General features: G+C 38.2%; 10 protein-coding genes and 2 pseudogenes. 6 read left to right on the top strand and 6 right to left on the bottom strand.

What is annotated here, in order from left to right; translation table 11 throughout:
• Positions 1–3: 3 nt before the first annotated feature.
• The 6 genes and pseudogenes from BQ5591_RS01385 to BQ5591_RS01360 form a co-directional block, all read left to right on the top strand.
• Positions 4–1,362, top strand: a pseudogene (locus tag BQ5591_RS01385) (VapE domain-containing protein); the annotation flags it as partial.
• Between the two features lie 154 nt (positions 1,363–1,516).
• The gene (locus BQ5591_RS01380; RefSeq protein WP_071148147.1) at positions 1,517–1,864 is read left to right on the top strand and encodes a hypothetical protein; all 348 of its coding nucleotides are present in this window, start codon (positions 1,517–1,519) and stop codon (positions 1,862–1,864) included.
• A gap of 50 nt (positions 1,865–1,914) precedes the next feature.
• Positions 1,915–2,307, top strand: a pseudogene (locus BQ5591_RS01375) (hypothetical protein); the annotation flags it as partial.
• A gap of 470 nt (positions 2,308–2,777) precedes the next feature.
• On the top strand, positions 2,778–3,179 hold the full coding sequence (locus tag BQ5591_RS01370) for a plasmid mobilization protein (RefSeq protein ID WP_071148145.1): 402 nt from the start codon (positions 2,778–2,780) through the stop codon (positions 3,177–3,179).
• Positions 3,180–3,193: 14 nt separating this feature from the next.
• Positions 3,194–4,405, top strand: coding sequence for a relaxase/mobilization nuclease domain-containing protein (locus BQ5591_RS01365; RefSeq protein WP_071148144.1), 1,212 nt, complete (start codon positions 3,194–3,196; stop codon positions 4,403–4,405).
• A gap of 24 nt (positions 4,406–4,429) precedes the next feature.
• Positions 4,430–4,972: a hypothetical protein gene (locus BQ5591_RS01360; protein WP_071148143.1), complete on the top strand. Its 543-nt coding sequence runs from the start codon at positions 4,430–4,432 to the stop codon at positions 4,970–4,972.
• Positions 4,973–5,127: 155 nt separating this feature from the next.
• On the opposite strand, the gene BQ5591_RS01355 is transcribed toward BQ5591_RS01360, so the two are convergent.
• Genes BQ5591_RS01355 through BQ5591_RS01330 form a run of 6 tightly spaced genes read right to left on the bottom strand, consistent with a single transcriptional unit; the run spans position 5,128 to position 16,818 of the window.
• Positions 5,128–6,576 (bottom strand): ATP-binding protein, encoded by a 1,449-nt coding sequence (locus BQ5591_RS01355; RefSeq protein ID WP_071148142.1) that lies wholly within the window; start codon positions 6,574–6,576, stop codon positions 5,128–5,130.
• Positions 6,577–6,594: 18 nt separating this feature from the next.
• Complete coding sequence (brxL, locus tag BQ5591_RS01350; protein ID WP_071148141.1) at positions 6,595–8,088, bottom strand: BREX system Lon protease-like protein BrxL; 1,494 nt, start codon at positions 8,086–8,088, stop codon at positions 6,595–6,597.
• An 11-nt stretch (positions 8,089–8,099) separates the two neighbouring features.
• Positions 8,100–10,529: a BREX-4 system phosphatase PglZ gene (gene pglZ / locus BQ5591_RS01345; protein WP_071148140.1), complete on the bottom strand. Its 2,430-nt coding sequence runs from the start codon at positions 10,527–10,529 to the stop codon at positions 8,100–8,102.
• Between the two features lie 3 nt (positions 10,530–10,532).
• Positions 10,533–14,081: a hypothetical protein gene (locus tag BQ5591_RS01340; RefSeq protein ID WP_071148139.1), complete on the bottom strand. Its 3,549-nt coding sequence runs from the start codon at positions 14,079–14,081 to the stop codon at positions 10,533–10,535.
• A 15-nt stretch (positions 14,082–14,096) separates the two neighbouring features.
• Positions 14,097–16,592, bottom strand: a complete 2,496-nt coding sequence (locus tag BQ5591_RS01335) for a phosphoadenosine phosphosulfate reductase domain-containing protein (protein WP_071148138.1) — start codon at positions 16,590–16,592, stop codon at positions 14,097–14,099.
• A 7-nt stretch (positions 16,593–16,599) separates the two neighbouring features.
• Complete coding sequence (locus BQ5591_RS01330) at positions 16,600–16,818, bottom strand: helix-turn-helix transcriptional regulator (protein WP_235817016.1); 219 nt, start codon at positions 16,816–16,818, stop codon at positions 16,600–16,602.
• Positions 16,819–17,133: the final 315 nt, after the last annotated feature.

Below are 17,133 nucleotides of genomic sequence, written 5' to 3'. Positions count from 1 at the left end.
AGTATGGAAGAGAATTGGAAACAGCAGCTGGCAACAGACAGCTACGGGAATCTTTTCCGCTCCATAAGCAATTATAGGCTCATCTTTACATCGGATGAAAACTTGAGCATGATAAAGTACGATACCTTTTCTCAGGATGATATATGTTTCTGTTCTTTATTCCATAATGTCAATGGCAATAAAATTGATGAAGAGTCAGTTGGAAAGATACAAGACTATCTGGAAAGGACATACAAATTATATCTGACGCAGAATAAGGTATTTGAAATATTAAAAACAACCTCTTTGGAACGTGGTTTTAATCCTGTACAGGATTTTATCACCCAAGAAATATGGGATGGACAACCTCGTATAGCCACAACTATTATTGATTATTTAGGAGCGGAAGATACCCCACTAGTAAGGGAACAAACAAAGTTATGGTTCGTAGCGGCTGTTGCCCGGGTTTTTACTCCCGGTTGTAAGTTTGACAACGTATTGACTCTGCCTGGTCCCCAAGGCATCGGAAAAAGCACCTTTTTCAAAACCATCAGTGGAAAGTGGTTCAACGATTCGTTCTCTTTTGCCAGTGGTGACAAGGAGAAGGTAGAAACCATAACCAATGGTTGGATTATAGAAATAAGTGAGTTGAACGGTTTAAAACGGGCAAATGACGCAGAGGCAGCCAAAGCTTTTCTGAGCCGCTGTAGTGACTTTATGCGTCCTGCATACGGACATAAGGTAGTGGAATTTATGCGGCACAATGTCTTTGCAGCTACTACTAATGAAACAAATTTCCTGCAAGGTGACAATGGAAACCGTCGCTGGTGGATAATCCCGGTCAAAGGTAACGGTCATGTATCAGAATGGTTGGATATTTTACAACGTACTGTTCCTCAACTTTGGGCAGAAGCATACGTCTATTATCGACAAGGAATGAAACTTTACTTAACACCAGATTTAGAAATCAAAGCAAATGAGGTACAGGGGCAACATTCCAACATTCTTGTTGACCCCATCATGGAAGATTTGGAAATGTATTTGGAGCGTGAAATCCCCATCCAATATGCAAGTTGGACTATTCCTAACCGATTGGCTTATCAAAAAGGAGCATACCCAGATTCCAACTTCAAAATGACCACACTCAATATGGTTTGTGCCCGGCAGATTATAGAGGAACTACCCAATGATATAGTCAGACGCAATCCGTCTAAATACACATCGCAATATATTAATCGCCTGATGTCTATGATTCCTAACTGGAAACGGAGTGATCAGGAGAAGGTCAAAGGGCTGCACCCTGCATACTGCGACAAGACAGGACGGACAAAGCATCCTTGGGTGAGAGTAGATACACCAGGCGAAGAAGCCAGTTCAACATTATTATTGTGAACAGAATTTACCATTCAAATTAAGGGAAAAGACAAATATCATGTCCCTTTGTCCCTTTTTCCCTAAAAAAATAATAAAAACAAAAATTAGATAAAAAGAAAGTTATAAGATATGCATGGGACATGGGACAAAATGAATTGACTGTATGAAAAAGGAAGAGCTAATCAAGCAAATACAAAAGTATGAACCACTACTGGCAAATGCGGTCAGCCATATGGTGGAGTATATTCAAGACAATTATTCTGCAGCATATCCAAGCAAGGTACAAACCGAAGCTGTGAACGATTATCTACGGAGTGTTTATGCTGACGGAGATGGCAGTATGTCAGAAAAGAATTGTGAACACCGCCGTATCGCTTCACAGAAAATCACGATTGCTGCTATTCCTGTTTTGGATAACTACCAACTTGATAAGCTGCAAAATGTACTTGACCATATAGCCTACGACAAGGAATATTATATGCCAGATAGAGGTTATGGAATGCACCGTTAACTTTCTCTTTTGGCTGCACTATTTATAAAAGATCTTCAAATAAACAGACGATGAAATCAAATTTGAACTATTGTATAGTACTTTCGTCAGAGCAGCTTACGTATCTGTCAGAAAGTAAATACGGCATTGACCGTATGAAGATTCTGCACCGCCTTATTGAAAAGGCAGTATTGAAAGAAACCAAGTATGCCATAAAAGGCTTCTCTACGACCTTGCAAGTGGGACAAGCCGTCCTTTCGGAGGTAGAATTGTCCAGCAAATTGGGCTATGATAAAAAAACTGTATCCCGTGTACTTGACAAGATGAACCAGTTAGGAATTGTCACATCTACACAAAGCAACCGAACAAGCATCCATACGCTGAAATGTATATCGGCATGGATGCAGGACGGCAACCGAATTGACAATCCTTTCTATATCCGTTTAAAAGACAGACCTGACGATATGCCTGTAAAGTCAGTTAAATGATACGGTTAGTATTTTGTCTGTGTTCCATAGTAAATTTGGATAGCCATATTGAAGAAGATTTTCTCAACTATAAGAATCAAGAATGGCATAAAACGAATATAGATACAAAACTTTGTAATGGTATACTTTTGTATTGACACAAGTAATACCTACAGTCTTGATAAGGTAGTTTTTTTACCCTATTGTTTGTTATTATTATGCTTCTGTTTTACCACAAACTATAGCAGAGGAAAAATTCAGTGAAAAATATTTAGAGTAAATGTCAAGTATAGCAATATCTAAAACGTAACGTGTCCAAAGCGATTATGTGTGGTATTGCAAGAAGTTCCTATGTCGCACAAATTCGTTAAGCTCATTCGTACTACATAGGCATTTTTCGGTGGTCGCAAGCTCCCACCGTGTTGTACCTTTTAAATTAAAGACCACTTATAAATGTATAATAAAACATGAAAAAGAAAATCGATAATAATACCAATGAAGAGAATAGCAAAAATGCCAAGAAAATTATAAGACGTAGCCTGCGGCTTGAAGCTCGTGTAACAGAGAAGGAATATTTCCAAGCCACAGAATTAGCCAAAACCTGCGGCTTGTCCATAAGTGACTACATACGCCGTACAGCTTTGGGGCAGCATCCACGACAACGACTGTCAGAGCGTGAAATAGAAGCCCTATGTAGTTTGGCAGATGCAAGGGGTGACCTTATCCGTATTGCAGCAGCCGTTAAGTCCATACAAGCAGATAAACGAGCCATGTATTTTAGTGATACCAGGTTTGTGGAACAATGGATGATAGCAGCAACGCAACTAATTAATCGCTGGAACCAGATAGAAAATTACCTTACCGAATAATTTACTTACCCATTATGATAGCAAAGGCCTCTACCATATCACATGGAGCGAATGCCATAAGATATTCCGTCAACAAAGAGAAAGCGGATATAGTAAAAGCCAATCTCCTTCCAGATAATATTTCTCCGGAAGCAATGTATGGGCGAATGATGCTTGTTCAAAAAAAATATGCTGAGAAAATCAATAAGGGCAGACCGCTTGGCAGGAACGTGATAAGAATCGAAATTTCCCCATCCGAGGAAGAAAGCCGGGAATGGACAATGGACGATTGGTTACGTTTGTCAAATGAGTTCACCCGCGTATTTGATTCCATAGATCTCTCTGGTAAGACCAAGAGGGCTTCTTCACAGCATACCAACCTCAAGAACTCTCAATACATCGTAGCTCTACACCGGGATTCCAAAAGTGGAATTCTCCACCTACACATTGATGCCAATCGTGTGGATATGGACGGAAAAATCAATGATAGCCATAAGATTGGCGAGAGGGCTGTTCTGGCTGCGAACATCATCAACGAGAAACGAGGCTGGATACAGTCTAAAGAAATAGGCATACATCATAGGCAGGAAATTTCAAACATCTGTATAGAGATACTTCGCTCTATGGAAAAATTCAGCTGGCAGCAGTATGAAACAGAACTGAAAAAACGAGGCTATAAAGTGCATTTACAAGAAAAAGATGGAGGCGGAGTTTATGGCTATTCCATTAAGCGTGGTAACTCCACCTATAAGTCGTCCGTGTTGGGTATCGGGAGAAACCTGACCCCTTCAAAAATAGAAACTACTTGGGCAAAACTTCATTCGCAGAAAAGGAAATTTGAATCGAAAGAGCCTACTTCCCGACAAGTACGGACAACTGACAGGACTCCTGTTATACAACCTTTAACTATTTCACAATCGGTTATGAAACATTATGATATAATGACAGACGAATATCACAAATTCCACGTGGAGATACCCGAAGCCGCAGACAATATCATTCGTCAAGATTGTTCTTTGGAGGATGCCCATCCATTTGCAAAGATTGAAGAGATACAGCATACGGCTCTTTTGCTTTTTGCCGGATATTTGGATGCTGCTACAAGTATGGCGTCATCAAGTGGTGGAGGCGGCTCTGACACAGGAGGTTGGGGAAGAGATAAGGACGAGGATGAACTTGAATGGGCACGTCGCTGTGCAAGAATGGCAAATTGTATGTGCAAACGTAAGAAAGGACTTCACAGATAAGCTAACAATCAAGAAATATGAATCATGGGAATTAGAAAATCAAAAATCACACCATCAATAAACGTTGATGATATGTTGAAAAAAGCTGAAATCAACCATGAAATAGAAACTGAGAAACTGGATGTCGATAAGAGGCTCAAAGAAATATGTGAAATAAAAGAGACTTTGTTGAAAATTCAACAAGACCTTCAGGATGCCATTAAAGCCGAAGGTAATGCTTCAGTGGTGTTGAAGAAGGCTATCAGTAACTCCAATAGCATTGTTAATGGCATTTGCAATGCTATTGTAAAGGCCGAGCAAAATACAGAATTTAGAGCAACTATAAAATCTGAACATTTTGCCCAACTCCAACAACTCCTAAACCAGTCTGTCAAAACATGGGAAATCATGTTGGAGAATCATCGTTCCGAACAGACGAAAATGTTAACGGAACATGAATCTAATATACGCAAAATTCTCAAACGAAATGAAGGTATCTGGTTCTCAGATTTCTGGATGAAAGTTTTAGTGATATTTTTGTTAGTTTATACGCTGGCATTGGGGCTGGTTGTATATTGCGTTACATAAATTACCATGGCTTTGCTAGATAATAAGGAAGATTTCTATCCCTATTTTTAACTTGCCAGCAAATTACCAGCAAGTTAGAATAGGGATGATGTCGTCTGATTTTCAATGGATTATACTTATCCAATAGTTCTTTGGCAAGTTACCAGCAAGTTAAATCACGCCCAAATTGGAATATACCTCATGTATCTTGGTGCTGTTGTAGGATCAACTGGACGTATTAACTTCTTATTAACTGCTTCCTTTATCAAACGAGATATACTTCCTGCAGATGTTTCTGCCACACCAAATCTTTCTCTAAGAGAAGTATTTGTCAAGGCTTCTCCTTCTGTAAATTTGACACAAGCATGAAGATATGTAGACCATAACTTATCCTCTACGGGAATATTGGCAAAATCAAGTTGTGAGAACAACGAGACTTTTGTAGATTCCTGATATATTTGAATACGTGGCGCAGGAAGTTGTTGTAGTTCACAGCTAATAACCATCCTATCCCATCCGCGACCTAATTCTTCACACATATTTAACCTTCTCATTAAAGAAGCGAGTTTCTCATTTCGGGATTTGGGTGGATTGTCTATAATTCTCATAATATCGACAAGAGGAATTCCAGGATTGGTCACTTCCACCCTATTCTCAAATATCTCAACGACGGGACCTGCACCTGTAAGGAAGAAATCTTGATGGATAAGAGAGTTTGCTATGGCTTCCCTAATAGCTGGAAGTGGAAATTTGCTGATGGATTTTCTACGAACAGAATTAATATCTTCTTTAGCAGGAAGGAGATTGTTTACAAGTTTTGCTGCATTCTCAAAACTAATGGCATATCCTTCGCTTGCAGTGTCTTCTTTCAATATGGTTAATCTATTATTTCCCTCATATTGTACAATTCTGATAGCCTTTCTTCCCAGCCGTGGAAAATCAGACAGTTTACGCGCAAATAGAATTGCTCCTAGATTGGTTATTGCAAAAAGTCCATTGTCTTGTTTTACAATAATACCTTCTTCCAATAAATAATGCTTAAATCCATCTATACTTGTTGGTATGGGTAAATTTAATATGTCAAAATATATATCGCAGTTCAAATACTTGGTAATATCACTGATTTGCAAATTTGTCATGACGAAAATTTCCTCAAATTGCTCATGACGTAACTTGTCCCACAACTGTGCTTGCAATGTAGGGAACTCTACAATTTTCTTTGTGTAACTACCAACACGAATATAGTCTACTTTCTCGAATGTTACAGGCACTCCAACGGCCTTGGATATAACAAGCATTTCTATGTGCTTTCCGTCAATGTCTATGGATTGAATTTCAAAATCCGTATTTTTAGAAAGCATATATCGCAACCAGTTCTCTATTTCCTGATTACCTTTCTTTTCCTGTTTTAGCCTGACATTTGTACCTATGATTTCATGGGTGCTATCATTAATTCCCCATATCATATAGGCATGACTTCTATCAGCAATGACGGCACTATTCGCCAATGCACTTATATCCTCGCCTATCATCTTAGGGTCACAATTGTTATGCTTAAATTCAACCCAATCTGTTTCATTGGGTAGTTTACATAATTCAATTACCAATTTATCTAAATTCTCCATAATGCTAATTGTACGTTATTAGAACAATTGATTTTCCTCAGCTCCTATTTCATTTGAGGAAATAGAAGAAGCATCACCTTCTTCTTTAATCCAAAAATGAGGCATGGCTGTTTTAAATTCAGAATCAATGTAGTGACATTGTTCTTTGATAATTCCCCTACGAAGAATTGCCGGTTGCAAACAATATTGGTCAAATTCTTCAAAATCTACAGCCTGCATACTTGTCCAATGAGGAAAGAGCAATTTCATATAACCGACTGCTATTTTTTTTACTGCCTTTGAATCACGAGTGTCTGCGTTTTTATCCTTGCCAACAATTTGGTCAAAAACAAGTCCGTAAATACTTTGAGTACGCATAGCATGGAGAATTTCAGAAAAGTATTCCATATTGATAGTCCAACCACTATAAATAATTCCTTCATTGATACGAGGTAGATGCCACCCTTCAATGAAACAATGGAATCGGTCGAGTAATGCTGACTCTCGGAATGATTGGGGGAGAGAGTCAAAGTAACGGTAATTTAATGGTCGCTTATTTGAATCAAGAGGAATGTTTCCCATCAACATCAATCCGCACTCTGAAGAGAACTCGTTATTGTCAATAGTGGTTTTACCTGATTCAAGATAAGACTTAAGGGCTGCTTGGATTTCTGCTGGTTCTTGAAAAATAATGGTTTGTATCTCGTCAAAAGCAATGAAGTCATGATTCTTCATGATACCGTTCTGCTGACGTGCTTTATCATAAAAAAGTTTAGCACGAGTAACTTTACCTCCACTGACTAACCATCCATATTTGGAAAGATTACCGAAAACAAACGATTTCCCTGTTCCTTTAGGTGCAAGTTCAACAACGTTGAGACGTGGCTCAACAAATATGAGCAATCGGGATATAAATTCGATTTTCTGTGTCAAAGATTCAAATCCGTCAGCATCATACTCCATAGCAGAAAGGAGCAAATCAATCCATTCTTTGGTTGAAAATGCTTGGCGAGCTATACGTAAATATTCTACATCAACAGACTTATAAGGCTTAAAAGGTTTGTAGTCAACCATTTCTACATGATTCTTTTTCCCGTCTTCATCTGGGAGAACGGAAAGTTTAATGATCCCCCATTTTTCACCGTCAACCAATTCTCCTGGATGTTTGGTATAAACATATTCTGGTATTACACCTTCATTCGTCTTTATACCAAGATCTGGAATGCCAAAACGACGTAAACCCTTTACAAGATCTATATAAACAACAAAGCGACAAAGCAGCATTACCTCCTGCCCTGCATCAAGTCTATCCTTAACTTCTGTACTTTCCTTTGGAATTACCATATCAAGGAATGAAGTTAACTTCATACGGTCTACCGACCCATCAGGATTTATGTAGCGTTTGAGAAGGAAGTCTTTCACAAACGATGGAAGATTTCGTCCTGCGAACAACGAGTTGGTCGCCATTGGGTCTTTATATATCGCCATCGCAGCAAATTGCTCACGAATTTTGTTAGAAATTTCTGTCTGCATGAGAATAGATATTAAAAATCAAAGAGATCATCGGCCTCAGATAGGCCTGTTGAAACCTTGATGTTATAATTGTTAAACTGTTCTCCGTTGATTCGAAGAGTTATTTTAGTGGCGGTGTCTACGAGGTAAAGTCGTTCGCTTTCGTAAACACTATCACTTGTATTGGTAAGATTATAGATGGTACCATTATATTCAATGGTAGGAACATCTATTGAAGCTAATCCTTTAATTTCAAATTGAATCTTGGGATTAGTACCGTTCACTTCATCTTTTACAAGTTGAACGGAATATTTGTTAGAGTTTTTCTGGGAAGAGATTATGATAATTGGAACAAGTACTTCCTCTGGAGTACAGCCACCATGTGCACCATGTCCGCGGTCTACTTTATCAGTGAGCGACCGATGAGTAAGTGAGCATAAAGTTTTTCCGTCTTCAAGTATAAAATAACCGTTATCTGAGCCAAGTTTATCCGTCATCAGGGCCAACCTCCCTTCATGGTCAGACTTGACACCTGCTAATTTCATTCCATCGCTTAGTTGTGACAGATAAGTTAGTCCATGGTCAGAAACAATAGCGATTTTCTTACCATTATAATCATCCAATAGTTTGGTAATAGATGTTTCAAGTATTTTCATTTCGTCAACCAAATACTGTGGATAACTTTTTGTCTTATGAGCAAATGTATCTAAATCACCAGATTTCGGTAGTTCCGTTCCTTCTTCAAGCAAAGATAACAAATTGGCTTTATTGGTTGATGTTGTCGTTGGTAATACAGCTGAAGCAATATAGATTTCATTCAAATATATGTGTTCCTTGGAATAACGTCTCACAACATTGCGTATAAATGGAATCCAATCAATTCCAAGTCCATCAATCCAATATATAACATCAATATCCTTGCGATTATGTAGTATTGTTTTAACGGTCTTAAATTCATCTCGCCATATTTGAAATGAAGATGAGCTACCATTCTTTTCGGATATAAATTCCTCTATTTTTTCGTGAGGATAATTAGCGAGTTTGGATAGACGATAGAAATTTATATAATCAGAAATCCAAGAAGTGCAACCACTTAGACTATTGAGTCCAAGTGGTTGCATATAGCTGTAAAGTAAAGGAAACACTTCTTTGATTTCATCTGGTTGTACTTTTCCTTGACCTACCCATTCAATTGCTAACTGGCATTCTTCATCCGTTAATGGTGTCAGTAGTCTGACAGCCATATAATATCCTCCCAGCTCTGGAGAAACAGCAATAACACTTAATTTTTCCTTAAGTTTTGTGCGTGCAAAATCAGTAATATTTACGCCATGCTCCTTTGCAAGACACATTGCTTTACGTCTCTCTGATATAGAGAATTCTTTATTCATATCATCAAATATGAGGATGGCGATATTTGAGAATAACTCCGATATACTGAGTTTAGTACAGGACGTGATAGCACGGCTAATATAACCACAACCCTTTGAAATTTTATGGAAATATAATGTTAGCAGCCAGCGGTCAAATTCTGATTTGCAATCAAACCAAGATTTAATAAAATCAATGCCATCATTCAATGTGAATGTATCAAGACGTTCTTTTACAAATTCTTCAAAGTTGAAAGACCGTATATCTATCATACTTGCCAGTTCTTCCCAATATACCATATCTTCATCAGAAGGACTCTCGGTTAATCCAAAATCTAATCCGAGTCCTATCGTTAGAAATTCATATACATTGGAACATTTGCAATATTTGAACGCATTATCTGGTTGAGCATGGTACGCATTAGCGTAAATATTGGGTGAACTACATATGATAGTCTGTTTTACATAGCTTCCCTTTTCCCATAATTTAAGCCACTCCAGCAAATTATGCGCTACAGTATATTGATTTTCGAGTCCTTCTACTCCATAAGTGCTACCATTTGTAATAATAAGAGAATATATTCCTTTATCACAGCTTGATTTATATTCCCAAACAAAGGTATTGTTGTCTTTGATAAACTTACCCATTTTCCCTTCCATACCAACTATTGGTATATATATTCGTACATTTTCGGCTTGGGCATCTTCTGGTGCCTGGGAACTTGCGATTGTTTTTACCATTGAAGTAAATTCGGTGTTAACCTCATTGTCATAAAAACGAGCCATTTCCGAAAATGGATATATGATAAAGTCGTTAATCGGAATTTTCTTAATGAACGCACGTATTTCTCCCGACAATTCAGTATACGAAGGGAACGTGTCGGGATAATCTTTATCAAGCATAGTTTCAATAGAATGCTTGTAAATCCCGACAGGTCTATTTATAATAAATTCATTGAAGTCTGCGAAATTATCAAACAACACGTACCGAATAGGATATCGGTTATGTTGGGCGGCATTTGCTCCCGTCCATTCTTTGTCCTCTTTTATGTAGGTAAAGAGTTCGTCAAGAGAAGTAAACGACCTATACATAACTTATTTGTTTAATGGTGCTGAGTTTAAAATTTCATCTATTACAAACTCGTAGCCAAGGTCAATAACCTTGTCAAGAATTGAACGGAGTTCTTCGGGAGAATTAATTTTATCTATAAATTCCCTTGCAGAAACTTTTTTCTTTGCCACAATTTCCGGCTTTCCTTTTAGCTCCTGTTTAGCCTTGTCTTTAGCTTCTTTGGCCTCTTGTTCAAGTCTAATACGTTCTTCTGCCTCCAGCTTACGGCGTTCATCCTCTTGACGTTTCCGTTCTTCTTCTTCCTCAATACGACGCTGTTCCTCAATCTCCTTGTTGAGAGCAATACGCCAACTCATAAGTGCTTTGGCTACTTCCTCTTCAGTCCAGTATCCAATAGTAGATTCGAGATGCTTCTTGATGTAGTCATATGCAGATTCTATCTCAAACGTCTTAAGCTCAATATCTTGTTGCGAAAGCAAGAAATTATTAAAACCATTGGCAAAACTTCCGGGTCTTGCTAATATATCAGGAATATCTGCTCGGTATTTCTCAAGCAATTCTAATGTTTCCTTGACAAGGGCGGGATTCTTTTTGTCGCGTTCGTTACAGATGTCCACGATGTTGTCAAACAGCTTGCATAACTCGTCATTTAGAGTAATAGCAGGATGTGAAGATACAAAGTTTGCATCCATATACTTAAGGGACCACATTGGGTATCCTTTTTCTTCAAGAAGGACTCGTGTTATGGTAAAACGTGCATCTGTAAGACTAGATACATCATTATATCCTTTAAGTTTGTCAAGTTTCAGGGTCTTGACAAGTGTCTTACACAACTTACCCTCTTCCGGCGTTTGGAATTTGAAGCTAAGTTTATTAGAGGTCTTGCCCTTATCCCAAACATTAAACAACTCACCCACGGCATCCACCAAACTGTTTTGGTCAATTGGTTTGCCAACAGTGTCGAAAATCTTGTTGGCCCAACCACGCAGTGCAAATGTTACCATGGCTATAGAAGCGAAGTTAGCAGAAAGCCCGTATGGAGGCTTGCGCAAATCGTCAAACTTTTCTATGAAATTAAATAGTGTTGACTTGTCTGCATACTTAATGCGGTTTTGGATGAAATCAAATACAGCCTTGAACGGGTGCTCTGGATTTACATCATTACGCCATTCCAGATTCTCATTTAGACACTCTTGTATGAGGTATTGCAGATTGTTCTTGGGATTAGCCAATGATGCAATTTCAACCTTAGTAGTAGCAAACATAAATGCACGAGCCATTTCCTTTGATACTTGTACCTTCCAAAATGGATTTGGTGCTTTTTGTCGCAAGATTTCAATAGCATCTGGTCCCTTCCCAAATATAAGCGGAGCTATTATGTTGTTCATCTGCGAGGTAAGATGCTTTACGGCTATTGCTAAAGTCTGTTCATTAACAAATACTTGAGCATTATTACGTTGGGCAGATTGCAGCCACTCTTTTATCATTTCTGCAGCATGGTCTCGATGAACATTCACTTGGTCAAGAAAACCATGGGATTGAGCCACTGAGTAGTTGGCCATATATTCAATGAAACGATCATATTCTTTATTTCCGAATGGACAGTCAAAGACTATGAATACAATATCGCGCAGGTCTTTATCTTCGGAGCTTGCGAGAGATGCCTCCATTGCAAGGTCACGAAGATGAGCTACTTCTGCTTGATTTTTACCAAAAAGTAACGCCATGAACAAATCACTAGGATTTGCGCCTTTTTTTGCTCGTTTAATTTGGTCTTTAAGAATTGAGTCGTTACCTGCTTCAGAGAAGAAACCATAGCTGTATGGGCGTATCATCTTCTGAACATACTTTTTCTCGAAGTAAGATTTCGCTGTATCTCCAAAGTTAAGAACACTCGACATGAAGCGATATTGCTTCGAATCGTTGCGAAGATTCTCTTTTATCTCTTCTATTTCTTGTGAGGGCAGAGCTGAGAACTGCACAGAGTAGACACCACCAGGGGTTCGTTGGATTATTCCATCCTCATTAAACCATTTAAGTACTTCCTCCAATTCTGATGCATATTGGGTACCGGTAAAAAGGTGAATGATATTGTCTTCTGTAGGAGTGACTAAATCATTATTGTTCTCTCCTGACATATTATTGAATGCATTGAGCAACAAGATGCCTTTGAAAATTGCATATGCAGCTTCACCATGATTTTCTACATGTTGGCGATAATTGTTGAAGCGTTCTGTGACTGCACCATAGTTTTGTACATCATCTTGAAAAACTTTCAACACGAAATCCCAAAGATAATCGGCGGTAACAGTAAGACGGTTGGCGAAAGCTTGTTCGTCCGCCAGGAAATTCTCCAATTGGTCGTTCTGACCAATAAACTCAAACACGCTACGACTTGAAGATCCAACAACAGTAGCGTAATGGGTTGCCAAATTTGCAGTTCCTGGATGAAGTGGAAAAAGTTCTTGAAGATCCTTACGAGTCTCGGCTGGATCATTGGAAGTCTGAGTATACAGATCTAGAAGATGATTGTTTACGGTGTAAAAATAATTACGCATGGATTCATGACGAGCAGGATCGATAATCTCAAACTTGCGCGACATTATTTTGAATGCAGAAACGGGAGCCATGTTGTATTTCATACGGTGATAGCGTCCGTCTGTCTGCTTTGTTTCTTCCACTCCGAGTTTATTGAAAGCCGATGGGTGGGATATGAGAAAAAGGAAACAGTCGTTTTCCTCATTTGCAAATTTATGAGCTATCGTCTGCAAGGCTTTAAGTACAGAAATACCTATGGAGTCATCCATCACATCTGTAAACTCATCCCAAATAATAAGTAGTCCCTTATAATCACTGGTTTCACGGAGTTTTTCTTGAACTTCAATTAACCACTCCCCGATATTGTCGTGATCCATCAGAATGAATGTGTTAGCTTTTCGTGAAACAGTCTTAGTCTTTTGGTAAGTTGCCATATCTTTAGCCAAAAGCTTCTTTGTAAGTATTTCTCTGTTGGGCGCTATAGACGATAATTCACTAAAGCGAACAATCCAGTCATCCCAAATTACGGGATTGTCGTTGATATGCTTTATCAAGGCATCAAAGTCGGTATCTACTGCAAATTCTATATTCACATCTTTAAGCGACTTAACCACTGCCGTTTGAAGAACAAGCGGCAAGTCAGAGGCATGTGACATATCTCGCAATCCTTCAATGTTAACTGGCAGAAGGCGTTTTTTGTCACGCAAACTATAAATAGAATCACGATACTGTTTAAATTTATCGCCCTGATATTCGTAATCAACCCATTTTTGTATCTTATTTATGGGATCGCAGAGTAAATGTTTTATTACGGCAACAGCATGACTTTTACCCGTGCCATAGGTTCCATTTATCCAAAACGACTTATGGTTATCAATGTCATTTCCTCTCACAGAACGGAGCACTGTGCGAAGCACAGCATTGAATTGATCGTTAGGAATAAAGGATTCCCATTGTTTTTCCTTTTCCTCCTCAATACTATAAGCAGCTTTGCCGCCACGTTTTCTGATTATGTCATTATATGTTGTTGCCATTGTAGATTATAGCTATTATTTAGTCAATATTTCCAGGACTTTCATAGGGGTTAACTCTGGCTTGAGTGTAATATGATCAAGTCCCATATTAAGTTCTGCTAAAATAACCCGATTGGAATCGGATGAAAGGAAACGCAAATTCTTTATAAGAGCGTTTTTTGATATTCCAAATTCAATAGCAACACTTTTATATCCATCGGGATTATAAAGGTCGCTAACTCTAAATTCCGTCAGTTCGTTTCTTTCTCCAAATAAATATAAAGAATATGCCAGTGCTTCTGGACTTAAATCCTCATATGCATGTCGTACACGTTTTTTCCCTGATTCTTCACCTTGCATGATATCTTCTCCAATAGGCGAGTTTTTCATTAAATCAATTAATGCGCCAATGGCGTTGTTTAAAGTTGAGAGTGATGAAACACTTTCGGAGATAGTGATAGATTCTGCTATAATTTTTTTATCATATACTGAACCAGGACGTATATGTTCAATAAATCGGTTTACTATGAATGACGAATACGAAAGATTAACCCAAACTACTTCCCAAAATAATGTGGGATTATCATTGTAAATTTCATTCATCAGCATTCCAAAAGGAGTGGGTTTATTTTTTGAATCAAGAAGACCTGCATCTTTACCCCATGCTTTGAATGAATCAAACATAGCAGTTCCTAATAATCTGCTATTCCAAAAACCTTCTGTATCACAAACGTATTCATCTATCCATTCTTCACGTAGGCCAAAGGTCTTGTATCCTTTAATTGACAATGATGAGTCCATTTTTATTTTTCCTGATATTTTGCGCAGACAATCAGCCGCAATACAACCTTTTTCATGAAATGTTAAACATTTTAAGCAATGAATGCATTGAGATCCGATTTTAACTTTAGGAACTATATGAAGTGCCCCCGTTGGACATTCTACTTCACACACTTCACATTGCACACAATATGATGCTTTGTGTGCCACGCGCATAATGTTATTTATAAAATTTTTATTTTCTGTTGCGAATTGTATCTCAAGCTTTAAATTACTCGTGGTACCATCGAATGAAATAATATCTTTACCTAGTCGCATCTCACCTTTAAACGATTTTTCCGAACGAGCGATTGAATAATTCCCTATAACTTTCAGCCACTCAAAAAACAATTCAGCAGAAGCGTTAATAGCAAGTTTAGTAACATGGTTACTTGAACTAATCTTTACTCTATCGAGATATTGTATTTGGGGACTACCTAGTGCCGAAATATGCCAGCGTCGAGTTTTTATATAAGTATTTACATCTTTAACTCCAGCAGCAGCAACCCAAGAATATAATTTTGATAAAAATGGGGCTCTATATTCTGGATATAATTTAGTTACTAAATAATCAGACCAATCTGAGCCAAATGGACAAATAACACACCCTACACGAGCAAACCCCATACGATATGCGGGATTGTTCGGCAAGTGATGTATCATCATATATAGGAAAATTTCAACAACATTCCAATTGAGAATTGGGTGAGCATTAAATGTAAAGACATGCTTACCTTTTCCTATGCGGTTATATCCACTACGACGCGTAGACTCTTCGGCACGAACCCCATCAAATGTAAGGACTCTAGCCTGTTTGTTTCCTTCAATTTTGAGATAACGATAAAATGGAGCCGTTTTCATTACAGAGCAACACCAGCGATGAGTATCGGAAGGGGTTCCAATTTTATCCCAGTAGTTTAATACGGACTCGTGGTTACGAGTGGTTGTAAACTTTAAAGCGGGGAAACATTTTCCGTAATATCGCTTGACTTCCTCATAAAGTTCAAGCGAAGGTGGAAGCTCGTAACCTGTGTCAGAGTATATAACCTCAAAATCGGTAGGTGGGATAGCACGAGTACATAGGTCAAGAACAACCAAAGAGTCTTTGCCTCCACTGAATGAAGCAATAAATCGATCAATTTTAGTTGTAAGTAAAACTCGTTTGCCCTCAGCTTTGGCTACATCAAGTGGAACGACATCAAAACTGTCGCAATCCTCCTTTACTACAGCCATTTTCTGTTTGGTTTTCTTCTCAACTTTAGCGACAAAATCTTCAAAGTCTATTTGATTGGCTTTGATACTGTCATGAGCACGGTTAACACCCGAATAAGCGGTAAAAGTGTCACGAATAAACTCAATGGCTTCGCTCTCAAGTAGGAACATATTATCAGCATTGCGATGAAGCATTTCTGTAACGTCAACTGCCGATAGTCTCTTAGGCTCTACACCGGGAGCAAATTCTAGAGTTGGGGCATCGTAGATATTGGCTCCTTTCGCCTCAAAGAGCATTTGGCCACGATACCAATACTGTTTATTAATTGCCCACATTACAGGTTCTTCGCAGTGAGGATAGGTCCATCCATATCTGTCAAGTTCAAGCAAGTCAAGTTCTTCAAAGAAAACAGGACGTGGAGACATTCCCAAAGTCTCTTTTGTGACCTTGGTACTCAGAAGAACTCCGCCTGTTTCTGTATCCCATATTATCTTAAACATATCTATTTTACTTTGTGGGGCATAACAACTCCCTTACATCAACATCCAAGAAGCGAGCTATTTCTTGGAGTTGACTGACTGATGGCTGAATTTTATTATTACACCAACGAGATACTGTTGCTTCATTTTTGCCTACGGCAATACAAAGTTGCTTGGCAGACACTTGTTTTTCTGCCAGCACAGCCTTAATCCTATTCATCGGCATAGGTCTATCTTCATCCTTCATTTTGTTACAACTTATTATAATAATATGCAAAGTTACAATAAAATATCCTCATTCCATCATTTCCTTAGGATTATTTATTGGTTACAGCGAACATCAATTTGATTATTGCTATTTTAAAGTGTAAGTGTCAAAGTTGGTATTCTGTTAGTGCCAGAGTCTTCTTGTAGTCCATATTTATAATAGCAATCCATTTGTCGTAAAAACATAGATTATTTGCGACAATATTGCAGTTTTAGTCAAAAGTCATCTTTCAGATGTATTTTCTTGTCTGTCAAATGACTTAAATCGGCTATCACAGAGATTAGCTGATATTTT

Origin of the sequence: Bacteroides ndongoniae, from assembly GCF_900108345.1 — a bacterium.
Classification (GTDB): Bacteria; Bacteroidota; Bacteroidia; order Bacteroidales; family Bacteroidaceae; genus Bacteroides; species Bacteroides ndongoniae.
The sequence above is the reverse complement of the archived record's forward strand: the minus strand, read 5'-3'. Positions and strand labels throughout refer to the sequence as shown.

Coding starts and splice junctions, on each gene's coding strand:
- BQ5591_RS01380 (WP_071148147.1), top strand. CDS start 1,517: ATGAAAAAGGAAGAGCTAATCAAGCAAATACAAAAGTATGAACCACTA.
- BQ5591_RS01370 (WP_071148145.1), top strand. CDS start 2,778: ATGAAAAAGAAAATCGATAATAATACCAATGAAGAGAATAGCAAAAAT.
- BQ5591_RS01365 (WP_071148144.1), top strand. CDS start 3,194: ATGATAGCAAAGGCCTCTACCATATCACATGGAGCGAATGCCATAAGA.
- BQ5591_RS01360 (WP_071148143.1), top strand. CDS start 4,430: ATGGGAATTAGAAAATCAAAAATCACACCATCAATAAACGTTGATGAT.
- BQ5591_RS01355 (WP_071148142.1), bottom strand. CDS start 6,576: ATGGAGAATTTAGATAAATTGGTAATTGAATTATGTAAACTACCCAAT.
- brxL (WP_071148141.1), bottom strand. CDS start 8,088: ATGCAGACAGAAATTTCTAACAAAATTCGTGAGCAATTTGCTGCGATG.
- pglZ (WP_071148140.1), bottom strand. CDS start 10,529: ATGTATAGGTCGTTTACTTCTCTTGACGAACTCTTTACCTACATAAAA.
- BQ5591_RS01340 (WP_071148139.1), bottom strand. CDS start 14,081: ATGGCAACAACATATAATGACATAATCAGAAAACGTGGCGGCAAAGCT.
- BQ5591_RS01335 (WP_071148138.1), bottom strand. CDS start 16,592: ATGTTTAAGATAATATGGGATACAGAAACAGGCGGAGTTCTTCTGAGT.
- BQ5591_RS01330 (WP_235817016.1), bottom strand. CDS start 16,818: ATGAAGGATGAAGATAGACCTATGCCGATGAATAGGATTAAGGCTGTG.